Annotated in this window: 17 protein-coding genes and 1 tRNA gene; 7 read left to right on the forward strand and 11 right to left on the reverse strand. The window is 71.8% G+C overall.

All coding sequences use genetic code 11. The features are described 5' to 3' along the window. Positions 1-2: 2 nt before the first annotated feature. On the reverse strand, positions 3-602 hold the full coding sequence (locus tag IFT88_RS13160; RefSeq protein WP_192121098.1) for a TetR/AcrR family transcriptional regulator: 600 nt from the start codon (positions 600-602) through the stop codon (positions 3-5). Positions 603-721: 119 nt separating this feature from the next. Here IFT88_RS13160 and IFT88_RS13165 point away from each other — a divergent pair, with 119 nt between their 5' ends. The 7 genes from IFT88_RS13165 to IFT88_RS13195 are packed head-to-tail and all read left to right on the forward strand — an operon-like array spanning position 722 to position 8,019. Continuing rightward, positions 722-1,852: an ABC transporter substrate-binding protein gene (locus IFT88_RS13165; RefSeq protein ID WP_043596631.1), complete on the forward strand. Its 1,131-nt coding sequence runs from the start codon at positions 722-724 to the stop codon at positions 1,850-1,852. Between the two features lie 2 nt (positions 1,853-1,854). Continuing rightward, a complete protein-coding gene (locus tag IFT88_RS13170; RefSeq protein WP_156155610.1) occupies positions 1,855-2,697 on the forward strand; it encodes an ABC transporter ATP-binding protein in 843 nt (280 codons plus the stop codon). Continuing rightward, positions 2,690-3,604, forward strand: a complete 915-nt coding sequence (locus IFT88_RS13175) for an ABC transporter permease (protein WP_192121100.1) — start codon at positions 2,690-2,692, stop codon at positions 3,602-3,604. Before IFT88_RS13170 ends, IFT88_RS13175 begins: the two co-directional genes overlap by 8 nt. Continuing rightward, positions 3,604-4,500, forward strand: a complete 897-nt coding sequence (locus tag IFT88_RS13180; protein WP_056227014.1) for an ABC transporter permease — start codon at positions 3,604-3,606, stop codon at positions 4,498-4,500. Before IFT88_RS13175 ends, IFT88_RS13180 begins: the two co-directional genes overlap by 1 nt. Next, positions 4,497-5,516: a nucleoside hydrolase gene (locus IFT88_RS13185; protein WP_192121102.1), complete on the forward strand. Its 1,020-nt coding sequence runs from the start codon at positions 4,497-4,499 to the stop codon at positions 5,514-5,516. Before IFT88_RS13180 ends, IFT88_RS13185 begins: the two co-directional genes overlap by 4 nt. After that, the gene (gene add / locus IFT88_RS13190; protein ID WP_199859248.1) at positions 5,513-6,562 is read left to right on the forward strand and encodes an adenosine deaminase; all 1,050 of its coding nucleotides are present in this window, start codon (positions 5,513-5,515) and stop codon (positions 6,560-6,562) included. Before IFT88_RS13185 ends, add begins: the two co-directional genes overlap by 4 nt. Next, a complete protein-coding gene (locus IFT88_RS13195; protein WP_213016677.1) occupies positions 6,547-8,019 on the forward strand; it encodes an 8-oxoguanine deaminase in 1,473 nt (490 codons plus the stop codon). The genes add and IFT88_RS13195 overlap by 16 nt, the downstream gene beginning before the upstream one ends. A 229-nt stretch (positions 8,020-8,248) precedes the next feature. On the opposite strand, the gene IFT88_RS13200 is transcribed toward IFT88_RS13195, so the two are convergent. The 10 genes from IFT88_RS13200 to rpmA form a co-directional block, all read right to left on the reverse strand. After that, positions 8,249-8,324, reverse strand: a tRNA-Ala gene (locus IFT88_RS13200). 89 nt (positions 8,325-8,413) lie between these two features. Then, positions 8,414-9,121, reverse strand: a complete 708-nt coding sequence (locus IFT88_RS17690) for an AAA family ATPase (protein WP_192121104.1) — start codon at positions 9,119-9,121, stop codon at positions 8,414-8,416. Between the two features lie 171 nt (positions 9,122-9,292). Then, complete coding sequence (gene rsfS, locus IFT88_RS13210; RefSeq protein ID WP_043597095.1) at positions 9,293-9,706, reverse strand: ribosome silencing factor; 414 nt, start codon at positions 9,704-9,706, stop codon at positions 9,293-9,295. Between the two features lie 62 nt (positions 9,707-9,768). After that, on the reverse strand, positions 9,769-10,977 hold the full coding sequence (locus IFT88_RS13215; protein WP_192121106.1) for a hypothetical protein: 1,209 nt from the start codon (positions 10,975-10,977) through the stop codon (positions 9,769-9,771). Further along, positions 10,974-11,600: a nicotinate-nucleotide adenylyltransferase gene (gene nadD, locus IFT88_RS13220; RefSeq protein ID WP_082060195.1), complete on the reverse strand. Its 627-nt coding sequence runs from the start codon at positions 11,598-11,600 to the stop codon at positions 10,974-10,976. Before nadD ends, IFT88_RS13215 begins: the two co-directional genes overlap by 4 nt. A gap of 17 nt (positions 11,601-11,617) precedes the next feature. Then, positions 11,618-11,839 (reverse strand): hypothetical protein, encoded by a 222-nt coding sequence (locus IFT88_RS13225; protein WP_043597092.1) that lies wholly within the window; start codon positions 11,837-11,839, stop codon positions 11,618-11,620. Positions 11,840-11,877: 38 nt separating this feature from the next. After that, positions 11,878-13,146: a glutamate-5-semialdehyde dehydrogenase gene (locus tag IFT88_RS13230; RefSeq protein WP_192121108.1), complete on the reverse strand. Its 1,269-nt coding sequence runs from the start codon at positions 13,144-13,146 to the stop codon at positions 11,878-11,880. A gap of 87 nt (positions 13,147-13,233) precedes the next feature. Continuing rightward, positions 13,234-14,079 (reverse strand): glutamate 5-kinase, encoded by an 846-nt coding sequence (gene proB, locus IFT88_RS13235; RefSeq protein ID WP_082060194.1) that lies wholly within the window; start codon positions 14,077-14,079, stop codon positions 13,234-13,236. Continuing rightward, positions 14,076-15,626, reverse strand: a complete 1,551-nt coding sequence (gene obgE / locus IFT88_RS13240; protein ID WP_192121110.1) for a GTPase ObgE — start codon at positions 15,624-15,626, stop codon at positions 14,076-14,078. Before obgE ends, proB begins: the two co-directional genes overlap by 4 nt. A 143-nt stretch (positions 15,627-15,769) precedes the next feature. Then, positions 15,770-16,036 (reverse strand): 50S ribosomal protein L27, encoded by a 267-nt coding sequence (gene rpmA / locus IFT88_RS13245; RefSeq protein WP_043597083.1) that lies wholly within the window; start codon positions 16,034-16,036, stop codon positions 15,770-15,772. Between the last annotated feature and the right edge of the window lie 2 nt (positions 16,037-16,038).

Raw genomic sequence — 16,038 nt, forward strand, 5'->3', positions numbered from 1 at the left:
CGTCAGCGGGCGACCGCGGCGGCGCGGACGCGGGCGACGAGCGCCTCGGTCGCGTCGAGGGCCGCACGGTCGACGGCCCCGCTCGACCCGGCGCTGAGCAACGTGGCCTGGAAGCCGCGCCAGAGCGCGACCGTCTCGTGCGCGAGCGACTCGGCCCGCGCCTCCTCGACGCCCTCGGCGCGGTACGCGGCCGCCACCTGACCCACCCACTCGGAGCCGATGTCGCCGAGCAGCGAGGCGTAGCGCTCGCGGTCGAAGCTCGCGAGGCCGAACACCTCGAAGAACAGCCGGTTGAACGGCTGGTTGACGGGGTCGGACACCGTCCGCCAGACGGCCAGGAGGCGCTGGTCGAGCGGCAGGTCCGGCCCGGCCAGGTGGTCCACGACCCCGACGATGCCCGGGAACCGTCGTTCGGCGCCGTGCAGCGCCGCCACGACCAGTTCTTCCCGGCTGCCGAAGTAGTACAGCAGCATGCGGTTGTTCGAGCCGACCGCCGTCGCGAGGCCCCGCAGAGTGAGCTGACCGACGCCGTGGTCGAGCACGTGGTCGACGACGCGCTCGAGCAGTTCGGCCCTCTTGTCGGACGACTCGCGGGTGGCCATGCCCCCGAAACTAACGTCCCGCGAGGTCGACGACGACGGCAACACGACCGAAACGACGATGAAACAGTCCGGGTCTAGCTTTTCGACACCTCACCCGAACGAACCTCAGGAGTTCCCCCATGAGCCCTCTCTCCGTTCCTCCCGCGTTCCGCTCCACCTCCCTCGACCGCCGCGGGTTCCTGCGCCTCGGCGGGTCGGCCGCCCTCGTCGTCGGCACGACCGCCCTGCTCGCCGCCTGCACCGACTCGTCGGCCGGGACGGGCGCGGCGACCGGCGGGGCCGCCTCGGGCGGGTCGTTCGGCACCATCGCCGTCCAGCTCTCGTGGATCAAGAACATCGAGTTCGCGGGCGAGTACTTCGCCACGGAGAAGGGCTACTACACCGACGCCGGCTTCAGCGAGGTCACGCTGCTGGCCGGTGGCGGACAGACCGGAGCCGAGGAGGCGCTGCTCGCCGGACAGGCCAAGGTCGGGTTGTCGTCGGCCTCGCTCACCGGCCCGTCGGTGGCGCAGGGCGCGGCGCTCAAGATCATCGGCACGACGTTCCAGAAGAACCCGTTCTGCCTGCTCTCGCTCGAGGAGGGCGAGCCGATCCGCACCCTGGCCGACCTCAAGGGCAAGAAGATCGGCGTGCAGTCCGGCGGCAACCAGACGATCTTCGAGGGCTTCCTCAAGGCCAACGACATGACGCTCGACGACGTCGAGCTCGTCGCCACGCAGTACGACATCGCCCCTCTCGAGACGAACGCCTACGACGCGCACATGTCGTACATCACGAACGAGCCGATCCTCGCCGAGATGGACGGCTTCACCCCCGTCGTACTGGGCTTCGCCGACAACGGACTGCCGTTCGTCGCCGAGACCTTCACCGTCACGCAGGAGACCATCGACAACGAGCGCGACATGCTCAAGGCCTTCCTGGTCGCCGAGATCAAGGGGTGGACCGACGCGGTGAAGGACCCGGAGCAGAGCGCGAAGTACGCCGCCGAGAAGTACGGCAAGGACCAGGACCTCGACGTCGAGGAGCAGACCGCCGAGGCCGAGGCGCAGAACACGCTGATCCTCACCGAGGACGTCAACGCCAACGGCCTGTTCACGATGACCGACGAGCTGGTCGCCGAGAACATCGCCTCGCTGAAGGCCATGGGCACCGACGTGTCGGCCGACGACCTCTTCGACCTCAGCATCATCAAAGAGGTCTACGAGGAGAACCCCGACCTCATCACGGCCTTCACGATCCCCACGGCATGACCATGACGGACGGCACCACGACCGCACCCACGACGGCGACGGGCGACCCCGCCGGTCGACCCGAGCTCGCCACCGGCATCAACATCCAGGGACTGACCAAGTCGTTCCAGCTCGGTCGGAAGAGCGTGCAGGCCCTGACGCAGATCGACCTGGGCACCAAGAAGGACTCGTTCCTCAGCCTGCTCGGGCCCTCGGGCTGCGGCAAGTCGACCATCCTGCGCATCCTGGCCGGGCTCGAGACGCCCACGTCGGGCAGCGTCGTGATCAACGGCAAGACCGCGGCCGAGGTGCAACGCGGCCACGAGACGGGCATCGCGTTCCAGGACTCGGCCCTGCTGCCCTGGCGCAGCGTCGAGAACAACATCCGGTTGCCGCTCGAGGTCGCCGGGCTCACTCCCCCGGCCGGCCTGATCGACGACCTGATCGACCTCGTCGGCCTGAAGGGCTTCGAGAAGGCCAAGCCGGCGCAGCTGTCGGGCGGCATGCGGCAGCGCGTCTCGATCGCCCGCTGCCTCGCCGTGCAGCCGACCATCATGCTGCTCGACGAGCCGTTCGGCGCGCTCGACGACATGACCCGGCAGCGCATGAACGTCGAGCTGCTGCGCATCTGGGGCGAGAAGCCCGCCACCACGCTGATGGTGACGCACGGCATCGCCGAGGCCGTGTTCCTGTCCGACGTCGTCGCCGTGATGAGCGCCCGGCCCGGCCGCATCGCCGAGGTGGTCGAGATCGACCTGCCCCGACCGCGCCTGCCCGAGCTGACCCGCACCCCGGAGTTCCACGCGTACGTCGACCGCATCTCCGAGATCCTGTTCGGCTCGCACGGGACGGTGGCCGATGACTGACCTGCACACGTCGCCGCGCGAGACCGCCGAGCGCGAGGTCGAGGCGGAGCTCGGCCAGAGCGTGGCGCTCCGGGCCGAGACCGCCCGGGGGCCTGAGCGACGGTCGGTGCTCGGCTCGATGGCCGCCGCCCCTCCGTGGGTCGGCGCCCTCGTCGGCATCGTGCTGATCGTCGCGATCTGGCAGGTCGTGGCCGTCACGCTCTTCTCGGTGACCGGGTCGATTCCCCCGCCCGGCCAGGTGCTCGTCCAGCTCGTCACGGACCTCAGCGACCTCGTCTACTGGCGCGCCATCGGCGCGACCGCCGGCAGCGCGGCCTGGGGCTTCCTCTGGGGCAACCTGATCGCGTTCGCACTGGCCTTCGCCGTGCTGCTCGTGCCGTGGTTCGAGGGCCTCTCGACCCAGCTCGCCGTGGTCTGCTCGTGCATCCCGCTGACCGCGATCGCGCCGATCGTCACGCTCATGTCGCCTGCCGGCGGCCGGACGACGTCGATCTTCCTGGCCGCGCTCAGCGTGATCTTCACCACCGTGATCGGCACGCTGCTCGGCCTGCGGGCCGCGAGCGAGACCCAGCTCGACGTGATCACGGCCTACGGCGGCTCACGCTGGACGCAGCTGGTCAAGGTCCGTCTGATCGCCGCCCTGCCCAGCATCCTCGCGGCGCTCAAGCTGGCGGCGCCCGCGGCGTTCCTCGGCGCGGTGCTCGGCGAGTACTTCCTCATCGGGGTCGACCAGGGCCTCGGCATCCTGCTGCTCGCGGCGCAGGCCACGGCGGCGTCGGTCAAGCTCTGGGCCCTGGCCCTGATCTCGGGCGGCATCGCCGGGATCGCCTACTTCGTCATCGGGCGGATCAGCCGACTGGTCACGCCCTGGTCGGCGGGCGACAGCCGCGCCGGAGAGGGGTTCTGATGGCCACGACCCTGCCCACCGGCACCGGCACCCGCGTCACCGCCCCCGCGGTCTCGACCAGCGCCTCCTCGACCGCCCGGTTCGTCCTGCGGCGCATCGGCCGCACCGTGCTGACGATCGCGATCTCGGCGATCATCCTCGGCATCCTGTGGAACCTCGCCATCGTCGTGCTGCAGGCCAACGCGTTCATCGCGAAGACCCCGGCCGACGTGTTCCGCTGGTTCTTCGTCGACTCCGAGCTCAGCCGGACCACGGCGGCCGAGAACCGCGTGCACATCGCCGGCCTGCTCGGAGTGACCCTCTGGCACGCCGCGATCGGCTTCGTCTTCGGCGTCGGCGGTTCGCTGGTCGTGGCGATCGTCTTCACGCTGATCCGACCCGTCGAGTTCATGTTCATGCCGATCGCCATGCTGCTGCGCACCGTGCCCCTGCTGGCGATGGCCCCCGTCATCTACCTCGTGCTGGGCAACGGCATCGTCACCGCCGGCTTCATCGGCGGCGTGGTCGTATTCTTCCCCCTGCTCGTCAACCTGACCCTCGGCTTCCGGTCGGTCAGCGCCCAGTCGGTCGACCTCATCCGGGTCTACGGCGGCAGCCGCTGGACGATCATGCGCAAGGTCGCGTTCCCCACGGCCCTGCCGTACTTCTTCGCCTCGATGCGCATCGCCGTGCCGGGAGCCATCACCGGCGCGATGCTCTACGAGTGGCTCTTCACCTACGAGGGCCTCGGCGCCGCCATCACGGCCGCCAAGTCGCAGTCGCAGTACGGCGAGATCTGGGCGATCGTCGTGCTGATCACGCTCGTCTCGATCGTGCTCTACACGATCACGACGTTCGTCGAGACGGCGGTGCTCGCGAAGTGGGGCCCCAACGCCGGCAAGGCGACCGCGTCGTGACCGGCCACGGCGTGACCGGCCCCGGTGTGACCCGCCGCGTGCTGGTCGACACCGACACGGGCATCGACGACGCCCTCGCCCTGCTCTGGCTCGCCGCGCAGCCCGACGTCGAGATCGTGGGCATCACGGCCGTCTACGGCAACTGCGTCGTCGACGACGCCCTGCGCAACGTCGGGCACGTGCTCGGGCTCGTCGGTCTCGACGACGTGCCCGTCGCCCGCGGTGCCGAGGGACCCGTGGACGCGGAGGCGCACATCGCCCACTACGTGCACGGTCACGACGGTCTCGGTGACGTCGTCGCCGAGCGGCCGCTCCCGCGCGTGCTGCTCGACACCCCGGCGGCGGAGCGGCTCGTCGAGGTCGCCCGGGCGTCCCCGGGCGAGATCGACCTGCTCACCCTGGGGCCGCTCACCAACGTGGCCCTGGCGCTGAGGGCCGAGCCGCGCCTCCTGACCCTGTTCCGGTCGGTGACGATCATGGGCGGCAGCGGACCCTTCCCGGCCCTCGGCCGCACGGACATGGTCGACGCGAACGTGCAGAACGACGGCGTGGCCGCCCGCGCGGTCTTCGCCGCCCCGGCGACCTCGCGCCTCATGGTGGGCGTGAACGCGACGTCGCAGGTCATCACCGACGAATCGCACGTCGCGGCGCTCCGCGACTCGGGCACGCCGACCGGCACCTTCGCCGCCGACGTCCTGGCGACCTACCTCGACTTCTACCGGAACGCCTGGGGCCGCCGGGTCAGCCCCGTGCACGACGGCCTCGCCGCGGCGCTGATGGTGCACCCCGAGTGGATCGCCGACAGCGTCACCGGCCCCGTCGGCATCACCCACGACGGCTTCGCGACGCGGGGCCGGGTGATGCGCACGGCCGACGGAGCCGAGGTCGACTGGCACCCGGACGGCCCCGTGCCGACCGACCACCCGTCCACCGACACCACGGCGGTCACCGCCGTCCACACCGACCTCTTCCTGCCGTCGTTCGTCGACGCCCTGATCCACGGAGCCCGCTCGTGACCACCACCTCCCCCGCCGACGCCACCCGCGCCTCCTCGGCGTCCGCCCCCTCGCCCGCCGACGCCGTGGCGCGCGACCTGCGCGCCCTGCCCAAGGGCCACCTGCACCTGCACATGGAGGCGGCGATCCGACCGGACTCGCTGGCCGACATGGCGGCGGCGTCGGGCGTCGTCGTGCCGATGCCGACCAGCTTCGGGGACTTCAGCGAGTTCAGCGCGACGTACCAGGGCATGCTCGTGGTCCTCGCCGAGAGCGCGAACCTCTTCCGCCTGATCGACGAGGCGATCGAGGACTGCGCCGACGAGGGCGTCGCCTACGTCGAGTTCGGGGCGAGCCCGCAGTTCTACGTCGCCACCTTCGGGTCGCTCGACGCCTCGCTGCGGGCGATGCTCGCGGCCTGCGCCGAGAGCGGCGAGCGATGGGGCGTCGAGGTCGGCCTGATGATCACGGTCGACCGCACCGAGAGCGTCGAGGCCGCGAACGAGCTGGCCCACCTGGCCGCCGCGTACGCCGACCGCGGCGTCGTCTCGCTCGGCCTCGCCAACGACGAGCGCGGCAACCCGGCGGCCCGCTACGAGGAGGCGTTCCGCATCGCCAAGCACGCGGGCCTGCTCTCGACGCCGCACGCCGGCGAACTCGCGGGCCCGGACCAGATCGAGGAGGCGCTGGACGTCCTCGGCGCCGACCGCGTGCTGCACGGCGTGACGGCCGTGCGGAGCGAACCGCTCATGGCCCGACTGGCCGCCGAGGGCGTCTGCCTCGACGTGTGCCTCACCTCGAACGTGTTACTCTCGGTGATCCCCACCATCGAGGACCACCCGCTGAAGCGCCTCGTCGAGGCCGGCGTGCGGTGCTCGATCAACGCCGACGACCCCATCCTGTTCGGGCCGGGTGTGCTCGCCGAGTACGAGCTGGCCCGCACGACCCTCGGCCTGTCCGACGAGCAGCTCGCCGCGTGCGCGCTGAGCTCGATCGAGTGCTCGGGGGCGTCGCCGGAACTGAAAGCGCGGGCCGTCGCCGAGATCGCGGCGTGGCTGACGGCGTGACCGCACCCGCCTCCGCCTCGGTGACGCCGGCCCGGCGGCTGGTCGTCGAGGGCGCACACGTCGCGACGGTCGACGCCCACGACACCGAGCACGCCGGCGGGCACGTCGTCGTCGACGGATCGCGCATCGTCGCCGTCGGGCCCGGGCCCGCCCCCGCGTGGTGCACGGCCGGGCTCGCCGCACCCGGGTCGGCGGCCGGGTCGGTTCCCGGGTCCGCCGTGCCGGCTGCCGCGCCGATCCCGGTCGAGCGCGTCGACGGCCGGGGCCACCTGCTGACCCCCGGCCTGGTGAACACGCACCACCACCTCTACCAGTGGCTGACCCGCGGCATCGCGCAGGACTCGATCCTGTTCGACTGGCTCGTCGCGCTCTACCCGACCTGGGCGCGCATCGACGAGCCGCTCGTCGAGGCCGGGGCCGCCGCTGCGATCGCCGTGCTGGCGCGGTCGGGCTGCACGACCGTCGGCGACCACCACTACGTCTTCCCGGCCGGTGCCGGCGACCTCCTGGGCGGCATCGTCCGGGCCGCCGGAACCGTCGGCGTCCGCCTGCACGCCACGCGCGGCTCGATGGACCTCGGTCGGTCGCAGGGCGGCCTGCCCCCGGACTTCGCCGTCGAGACGACGGACGCCGCGCTGCGCGCCGGTCAGGAGGCGGTGGCCCGGTTCCACGATCCGTCCGGCGACGCGCGGGTCCAGATCGCGATCGCGCCCTGCTCGCCGTTCTCGGTGACGGCCGACCTGCTGCGCGAGGCCGCCGTCCTCGGACGGCAGCTCGGAGTCCGGCTGCACACCCACGGCTCCGAGACCGTCGAGGAGGACGCCTTCTGCCTCGAGCGCTTCGGCCGGACGCCGACCCAGTACCTGGAGGACCTCGGCTGGCTCGGCGACGACGTCTGGATGGCCCACTGCGTCCACCTCGACGACCACGCGATCGGACGGTTCGCCGCGACGGGGACCGGTGTGGCGCACTGCCCGTCGTCGAACGGTCGACTCGCCGCGGGCATCGCCCCGATCGCGTCGTTGCTGCGCGCGGGGGCACCCGTGGGGCTCGGGGTCGACGGTGCCGCGTCGAACGAGTCCGGCCAGCTCGGCACCGAGATCCGGCAGGCGGTGCTCTTCGGGCGCCTGCGCTCGGGCGCGGACGCGTTCTCGGTCCGGCAGGGACTGCGCCTGGCGACGATCGGTGGCGCCCGCGTGCTCGGGCGGGACGCCGACCTCGGCTCGATCGAGGTCGGCAAGCTCGCCGACCTCGCCCTCTGGCGCGTCGACGGGGTCGAGTTCGCGGGCATCGCCGACCCGGTGGCCGCCCTCGGGCTGGCCTCGATGCCTCCGCTGGCGCGCCTCTGGGTCGGGGGCGACGCGGTCGTGGCGGAGGGCGAGCTCGTCCACGCGGACCAGGGTCTGCTCGCCGAGGGCGCAGCCCGGGCGTCGGCGGACCTGCGCGCCCGCGTCTGACGCGACCCGCGCCTCCTGCGCCCGTCGGCGTGGGTCCCGTGGCCGCCCGATCCACCCTGCCCGCGCGACCCGTGCGACCCGCCACGACGTAAACACTCCGCCACGACATCTCGTGGCGGAGTGTTTACGTCGTGGCGGCGTTGCGGTCGACGCCCTCGAACAGCTGCCCCGCAAACGACGAAGGCCCCTCTCGAGGAGGGGCCTTCGTGTGGTTCTCGCGAACCCGTTCTGGTGGATCTGAGGGGACTCGAACCCCTGACCCCCTGCATGCCATGCAGGTGCGCTACCAGCTGCGCCACAGACCCAGGACTGCTGCCCCTCGGAGGTTTTCACCCCGTCGGAAGCAACTCGTCTACATTACTACATTTTTTCCGGCCGCAAGTTCACCCCGACGTCAGAGGTGACGCAGGTACCCCTCGGGTCCTTCGAGGAACGACCGCCAGTGGCCCACGAGGTCGAGATCGGCCCACTCGACCGCCCGCACCCCGTGGTCGCCCACCTCGAGGATGCGAGCCCCGGGCAGGGCCGTCAGGACGGGTGAGTGAGTGGCGCAGACGACCTGCCCGCCCGTCTCGACGACGTCGGCCAGCGTGCCCATCAGGCGCAGGCACGAGCTGAAGGACAACGCGGCTTCGGGCTCGTCGAGAAGGTACAGCCCCCGACCGTCGACGTGGCTGTCGAAGGCCTGGAGAAAGCTCTCGCCGTGACTGACGTCACGGAACGCCGGGTCACCGGGCTCGAACCGCCGGAACATGTCGAGAGCCGTCTCGGATCGCAGGAAGTACCCCCGGGCCGCCGTGCCCGTCAGCCGCGCACCCATCGGCGTCCGGTCGAGCTTCATCACGCGCCCGAGCGCTGATTTATCGAGCGGCGACGACCACCGCGAATCGCTGCGACCGCCCCGCACGTCGACGCCCCAGGCCTCGGCCAGCGCCTCGACGACGGTCGACTTGCCGCTGCCGTTCTCACCCACGACGAACGTCACCGCGCGATCGAGAGCGAGCCCCTCGCCGATCAGCGACCGCACGACGGGCACCGTGAAGGGCCACTGGTCGCGGTCGGGGACGAGTGCCTCGGGGGCTCGAACGCGCTCGACGATCACGCCCTCAGCCTGTCATCCAACACCGACACCAGCCAGCACCGACACCGACTCACTCGGCGCGCGGCTCTCGGCCACGAGCCCCGAGAAGACGCGACATGCCGCTCACCTCGGGGGTGAGCGGCATGTCGTGACGTCCCGCCGATGCGGCGAAACAGAGGAGGCGCGGGGCGGTCAGGCCTCGGCCGGCGCGTCGGCCGTGGCCTCGGCGGGTGAGGTGGCCGACTCGGCCAGCACGTCGAGCGGGATCGTCGGGCAGTCGCTCCACAGGCGCTCGAGCGCGTAGTACTGACGGTCCTCGTCGTGGAAGACGTGCGCGACGACGTCACCGAAGTCGAGCAGGACCCAACGGCCCTCGGCACGGCCCTCACGGCGGAGGGTCTTGACGCCGGCCTCGAGCATCTTGTCCTCGATCTCGCCGGCGATGGCGACCACGTTGCGTTCGCTGCGGCCGGTGGCCAGGAGGAACACGTCGGTCAGGGGCAGGGGGCCGGACACGTCGAGGGCGACGAGGTCGTCGGCCTGCTTGTCGTCGGCCGCGCGTGCGGCGATCTGCAGCAGCTCGATGGCACGAGGGGTGGCTGTCACGTGTTCCTTAGGGGGTAGGTGGTGATGCGGGCCGACCGGGGTCGGTTCGGGTGGGTCGGGCCTCAGCCCAGCACCCCGGTGGCGAAGCCACCGATGATCAAGCCGATGATACCGAGGCCCACGACGCCGCCCGAGATCCCGAGGATCAGCGGCAGGTGGTTGCCCTTGGGCTGCGACGCGGCCAGCACGACGGCGCGGGTGGACGTGTGCGTGCTGATGGCTCGGCTGGCACGGACGGGCTCGGCGTCGCTCGACGCCTGCTCGGCGTCGCCCTGCTCGAGGATGCGGTCCATGTCGGAGTTGTCGATCCGGGCCTGCGAGCCGGTCGACGCCAAGCTGCGGGGCAGATCGATCGAGCCCGTGATGATGATCTCGCCGGTCGCGTTGAGCGCACCGGTCACGTCGGCGACCTGGGCGTCGGTGAGGATCAGCGCGTTCTGCTGACCCGTGCTGGTGCCGAGCTGACGGCCCGGGACGGACTGCGCGTCGGGCTCGTCGGACTGGGTCGACCAGTGACCGGACGGCACGACGGGCGACGCGTCGGACGGCTCGTCACGCTGCTCGGGCGATGAACCGGAACCCGACGGGCGCGACGCCGTCGACGCCGCGGAACGGGACGGGGCAGGAGGCGCGATCGGCGAGCCCTGCCCGCCGCGGCCCTGCTCGTCGGACAACGCGAACGGGAAGACCGTGGGCGTCGACGTCGGCGTGGGGGTCGAGGACACCGGAGGGACCGAGGAGGCCGCACCCGTGCGACGGGGCCCCGGGGCGTCGTCCGACGCGTCGTCGTCGTCCGGTGCGGCGGACGGCACGGGGGCCGAGGCGGGGCGGACGGCTACCGGAGCCGGACCGGACGCGCCGGGCGCGGAGGCCGGACGGTCGTCGGCGGCGGGGGCGATCTCGTCGACGGTGTTGAGCGCGTCGGCCAACGGACGACGGGGTTCGGGGGCAGGGGCCTGCAGGGGCACGGGAGACGCGTCGCGGCTCTGGCTCGCGTCACGCAGCGCGCGCATCTGTCGGCGGGTCAGACCGGTGCCGGGGTCGACGACGGAGCCCGGTGCGGGGGGCGGGACGTCGCGCAGCGCGGCCGACGACGGCACCGGCATCGGTACGTCACCCGTCGAGCCCGCCGCAGGGCGCGGGGCGGGCGTCGAGATCGAGGCGGGCACCACGGGCACGGCGCCGGTGATGGCCTGACCGGCCTCGCGGGCTCGCTCGAGGTCGCGGATCTGTCGCCGGGTGAGGGGCGGCTGACCGTCGGACGTGCTCATGAAACGCTCCGATACAGATGGTGCTTGGAGATGTACTGGACGACGCCGTCGGGGACCAAGTACCACACCGGAAAGTCTCGACCCACCCGGGCGCGGCAATCGGTCGACGAGATGGCCAGTGCGGGGACTTCGAGCAAGCTTACGTCGCTCTCGGGCAAACCGCTAACGCTGAGGTCGTGCCCCGGCCGGGACACGGCGACGAAGTGGGCGAGGTCCCAGAGCTCTTGGACGTCTTTCCAGTCGAGGATCTGGGCGACGGCGTCGGCGCCGGTGATGAAGAAGAGCTCGGCCGTCGGACGCAGGCGACGGATGTCGCGCAGGGTGTCGATCGTGTAGGTCGGCCCCTCGCGGTCGACGTCGACACGGCTGACCGTGAAGGTCGGGTTCGACGCCGTGGCGATGACCGTCATGAGGTAGCGGTGCTCCGCCTCGCTGACCTCGGGTTTCATCCACGGTTGACCGGTCGGCACGAAGACGACCTCGTCGAGGTGGAACGACTGCGCGACCTCGCTGGCCGCGACCAGGTGCCCGTGGTGGATCGGGTCGAACGTGCCGCCCATTATGCCGACGCGGGGTCGCCTGACGCCCTCGCCGTCGGGCACGGTGGCGCCCGCCACGACCATCTCGCCGGCCTCGGCGGTCAGTGCTTCTCGGGGTGACCGAACTCGTCGATCGGACCGTCGTGGTGGTCGAGCTTGTTCGCCTTGCGCAGCGACCGGTTGGCGACGTCGCGGTAGCTGAAGACCACGTAGCCGAGGACGAGGAACGCGATGGCGAAGACGCCGGCGATGACCGGGGCCGGGGCGATCAGCGGTGCGAGTTCTTCGTGGGCTTCGGCGAGCAGCAGCGAGGCGTCGAGCATGGGTTCTCCCGTTCAGGCGGTGACGATCGTCGGTCAGTCTACCCGCGCACCTGGCCCTGGCCCCGCACGACCCATTTGGTGCTCGTGAGTTCGGCGAGCCCCATCGGTCCGCGGGCGTGGAGCTTCTGGGTCGAGATGCCGACCTCGGCCCCGAAGCCGAACTCGCCGCCGTCGGTGAAGCGGGTCGAGGCGTTGACCATGACGACGGCGCTGTCGACCTCGGCGAGGAACCGCTCGGCGGTCGCCAGGTCGTTGGTCACGATCGACTCGGTGTGGTGGGTCGACCACCGGGCGATGTGGGCCATGGCCTCGTCGACGTCGGCGACGACCCGGACCGCGAGGTCGAGCCCCATGTACTCGGTCGCCCAGTCGTCGTCGGTCGCCGGAACCCCGTCGGGGAAGACCTCGAGCGTCCGCTCGTCGCCGTGGATCGTCACCCCGGAGGCGCGCAGGGCACCCAGCACCGGGGGCAGCAGGCGCTCCGCCGCCTCGCGGTGGACGAGCAGCGTCTCGAGCGCGTTGCACACGCTCGGGCGCTGGACCTTGGCGTTCCGCACGATGTCGACGGCCCAGCCCTCGTCGGCGCTGGCGTCGAGGAAGACGTGCACGACCCCGGCACCGGTCTCGATGACCGGCACCGTCGACTCACGGACGACGGTGTCGATCAGCTCGGCGCTGCCCCGAGGGATCAGCACGTCGACCAGCCCCCGGGCCCGCATCAGCTCACCGGCCCCGTCGCGGCCGAACTCGTCGATGGTGACGACGGCGTCGGCGGGCAGCCCCACCTCGGCCAGCGCCTCGCGCATGACCTCGACCAGCACACGGTTGGACTGCTGCGCCGCGCTGCCGCCGCGCAGGACGGCCGCGTTGCCGCTCTTCAGGGCGAGCGCCGCGATGTCGACCGTCACGTTGGGCCGGGCCTCGTAGATCGCGCCCACCACACCGAACGGCACGCGGACCTGGTCGAGCCGCAGCCCGTTCGGCAGCACCTTGCCCCGCACCGACTCGCCGACCGGGTCGACGAGCGAGGCCACGAGCTCGGTGGCCGACGCGAGCCCGGCCAGCCGACCGGAGTCCAGCCGCAGGCGGTCCTGGAGTGACGCACCGACGCCGTTCTCACGCGCGTTCGCCAGGTCGAGCTCGTTGGCCGCGACGATGCGGTCGACGTTCGCGACCAGCGCGGCGGCGACGGCCCGCAGCCCCGCGTCCTTGCGGTCGGCCGTCGCGGTGGCGAGCACGCGCGAGGCGGCCTTCGCAGCGGTCAGCTTGTCGGTGAGCGACGGGGCCGGGGCATCGATGAGCGACATGCACGAAGCCTATGCGCCGCTCCCCCGTCCCGCGAGGCCGTCGACGGTCGACGCCGGTCGCCCGGACGACACCCCGGGAGGCGCGGGTCAGGCCGGTCGCCCGCCCGCGGAACCGGCGTCCCCCGTCGCAGGTCCCGACCCCGCGCCTCCCGCCGCCTCGAAGAAGGTGCCGACCTGTTCGCCCGCGAGTGCCCGGGCGACGTTGCCGGTGCTCGTCACGAGGACGGGTGTGCCGGCCTCGGCCGCGAACCGGGCGGCCGCGACCTTCGTGCCCGCGCCTCCCGTCCCGACGCCGGCCGCGCCTGCCTCGCCGAAGGTGACCCCGGCGAGCTCGTCCCCGAAGGGCACGTCGACGATCGCGACGGCGCCGGGTTCGTGCGGCGGTCGGGTGTACAGGGCGTCGACGTCGCTGAGCAGGACGAGCGCGTCGGCACCGATCAACTGCGACACCAGCGCCGCGAGCCGGTCGTTGTCGCCGAAGCGGATCTCGTGGGTCGCGACGGTGTCGTTCTCGTTGACGATCGGCAGGATGCGCAGCTCGAGCAGGCGCTCCATGGCGCGCTGGGCGTTGCTGCGGTGGGTCGGGTTCTGCATGTCGCCGGCGGTCAGCAGCACCTGCCCGGCCACGATGCCGTAGCGGCGCAGACTCTGCTGGTACCGGTAGATGAGGACGTTCTGCCCGACCGCGGCGGCCGCCTGCTGGGTGGCGAGGTCGGTCGGACGGGAGTCGACCCGCAGGTGCGGCAGGCCCGTGGCGATGGCCCCGGACGAGACGAGCACGACCTGGGCGCCCCGACCGTACGTCGCGGCGAGGGCGTCGACCAGCGGCTCGATCTGGCCCGCGTTGTCACCGCTGATCGACGACGAGCCGACCTTGACCACGATGCGGCGGGCCGTGCCGAGGCCGGCGCGGTCGACGACGCCCCCGGTCACGCCCGCTCGTCGCCTTCGACGTCGTCGCCCTCTTTGACCAGGAACCCCTCGTCGTCGGTCCACAGGCCGGCGGCGCGTTCGCGCTGCAGCTCGGCGCGGGCCTCGGCCTTGGCGTCCATGCGCTCGAAGTATTCTTCGCGACGCTGGTTGCGGGTCGGACGGTCGTTCTGGATCAGGCGCGGGTCGGTGCCACGGGCGCTCGTCATCAGCTCGGCCGTCGAGGTGAGGGTGGGCTCCCAGTCGAAGACGATGCCGCCCTCGGGGCCGATGACGACCGTCGAACCGGCCTGCGCACCGGCCTTGAACAGGGCGTCCTCGACGCCGATGGCGTTGAGCCGGTCGGCGAGGTAGCCCACGGCCTCTTCGTTGTTGAAGTCGGTCTGCACGACCCAGCGCTCGGGCTTCTGGCCCAGGATGCGGTACACGTTGCCGTAGGTTCCGCCCTCGACCCTGATGACGAAGGGCTTCTCGTTGACGGCGCGGGGGCGCATGACGATGCGAGGAGGCGCGGGGCGGGCCGCGATCTCGGCTCGGCTGGCCTCGACGACGTCGGCCAGGGCGAAGGACAGGTTGCGCAGGCCCTCGTGGCTCACGGCGGAGATCTCGAAGACGCGGTAGCCGCGGGCCTCGAGCTCGGGCGTGACGAAGTCGGCCAGCTCGCGGCCGTCGGGCACGTCGACCTTGTTCAGCGCGATCAGTTGCGGGCGGTCGAGCAGCGGCTTCTGGCCGTCGGGGATGGGATAGGCCTCGAGTTCGCGCAGGATGACGTCGAGGTCGGTCAGCGGGTCGCGGCCGGGGTCGAGGGTCGCGCAGTCGAGGACGTGCAGCAGCGCCGAGCAGCGCTCGACGTGGCGCAGGAACTCGAGCCCGAGTCCCTTGCCCTCGCTGGCACCCTCGATCAACCCGGGGACGTCGGCGACCGTGTAGCGCGTGTCGCCCGACTCGACGACGCCGAGGTTGGGGTGCAGCGTCGTGAAGGGGTAGTCGGCGATCTTCGGCTTCGCGGCCGAGAGGGCCGCGACGAGGCTCGACTTGCCGGCCGACGGGTAGCCCACCAGGGCGATGTCGGCGACGACCTTGAGTTCGAGCAGCACGTCCCCGGCCCAGCCGGGGGTGCCGAGCAGGGCGAAGCCGGGGGCCTTGCGCTTGGTGGACGAGAGGGCCGCGTTGCCCAGGCCGCCGATGCCGCCCTCGGCGGCGACGTAGCGCATTCCGGGCTCGACCATGTCGATCAACTCTTTGCCGTCGGCGGACTTGACGACCGTGCCCACGGGGACGACGAGTTCGAGGGTCTCGCCGTTGGTGCCGGCACGGTGGTCTCCCATGCCGAAGCCGCCGTTGTCGCTGGACCGGTGCGGAGCACGGTGGAACCCGAGCAGCGTCGTGACGCCGGTGTCGCTGACGATCACGACGTCACCGCCGTGACCGCCGTTGCCGCCGTCGGGGCCGGCCAGCGGCTTGAACTTCTCGCGCTTGACGGACACGCAGCCGTTGCCGCCGTTGCCGGCGCGGAGGTGGAGGGTCACTTGGTCGACGAATGTGGCCATGAGGTGCTTGATCTCTTTGTCTGTGCGTGCCGGTGCGAGCTGCCCGGGTCAAACACGTCTGGGGCGAGCAGGATGCTCGCCCCAGACGGTGCGACCCGCGAGGGCCGCCGATGCGGGTCGTGTGCCGACGCCGCGTGGTCGTGCTAGACCGTCGTCGTCGCGGAGGCGACGATGTTGACGACCTTGCGGCCGCCCTTGGCGCCGAACTCGACCGAACCGGGTGCGAGGGCGAAGAGGGTGTCGTCGCCGCCACGGCCGACGTTGACGCCGGGGTGGAAGTGGGTGCCGCGCTGGCGGACGATGATCTCGCCGGCGAGCACGACCTGGCCGCCGAAGCGCTTCACGCCGAGGCGCTGTGCGTTCGAGTCACGACCGTTGCGGGTGGACGATGCGCCCTTTTTGTGTGCCATGT

The sequence above is a fragment of the Frigoribacterium sp. CFBP 8751 genome, assembly GCF_014841545.1.
Classification (GTDB): Bacteria; Actinomycetota; Actinomycetes; order Actinomycetales; family Microbacteriaceae; genus Frigoribacterium.

Coding starts and splice junctions, on each gene's coding strand:
- IFT88_RS13180 (WP_056227014.1), top strand. CDS start 3,604: ATGGCCACGACCCTGCCCACCGGCACCGGCACCCGCGTCACCGCCCCC.
- IFT88_RS13175 (WP_192121100.1), top strand. CDS start 2,690: ATGACTGACCTGCACACGTCGCCGCGCGAGACCGCCGAGCGCGAGGTC.
- IFT88_RS13230 (WP_192121108.1), bottom strand. CDS start 13,146: ATGTCGCTCATCGATGCCCCGGCCCCGTCGCTCACCGACAAGCTGACC.
- obgE (WP_192121110.1), bottom strand. CDS start 15,626: ATGGCCACATTCGTCGACCAAGTGACCCTCCACCTCCGCGCCGGCAAC.
- IFT88_RS13165 (WP_043596631.1), top strand. CDS start 722: ATGAGCCCTCTCTCCGTTCCTCCCGCGTTCCGCTCCACCTCCCTCGAC.
- IFT88_RS13160 (WP_192121098.1), bottom strand. CDS start 602: ATGGCCACCCGCGAGTCGTCCGACAAGAGGGCCGAACTGCTCGAGCGC.
- IFT88_RS13170 (WP_156155610.1), top strand. CDS start 1,855: ATGACGGACGGCACCACGACCGCACCCACGACGGCGACGGGCGACCCC.
- IFT88_RS13225 (WP_043597092.1), bottom strand. CDS start 11,839: ATGCTCGACGCCTCGCTGCTGCTCGCCGAAGCCCACGAAGAACTCGCA.
- IFT88_RS13215 (WP_192121106.1), bottom strand. CDS start 10,977: ATGAGCACGTCCGACGGTCAGCCGCCCCTCACCCGGCGACAGATCCGC.
- rpmA (WP_043597083.1), bottom strand. CDS start 16,036: ATGGCACACAAAAAGGGCGCATCGTCCACCCGCAACGGTCGTGACTCG.
- nadD (WP_082060195.1), bottom strand. CDS start 11,600: ATGGTCGTGGCGGGCGCCACCGTGCCCGACGGCGAGGGCGTCAGGCGA.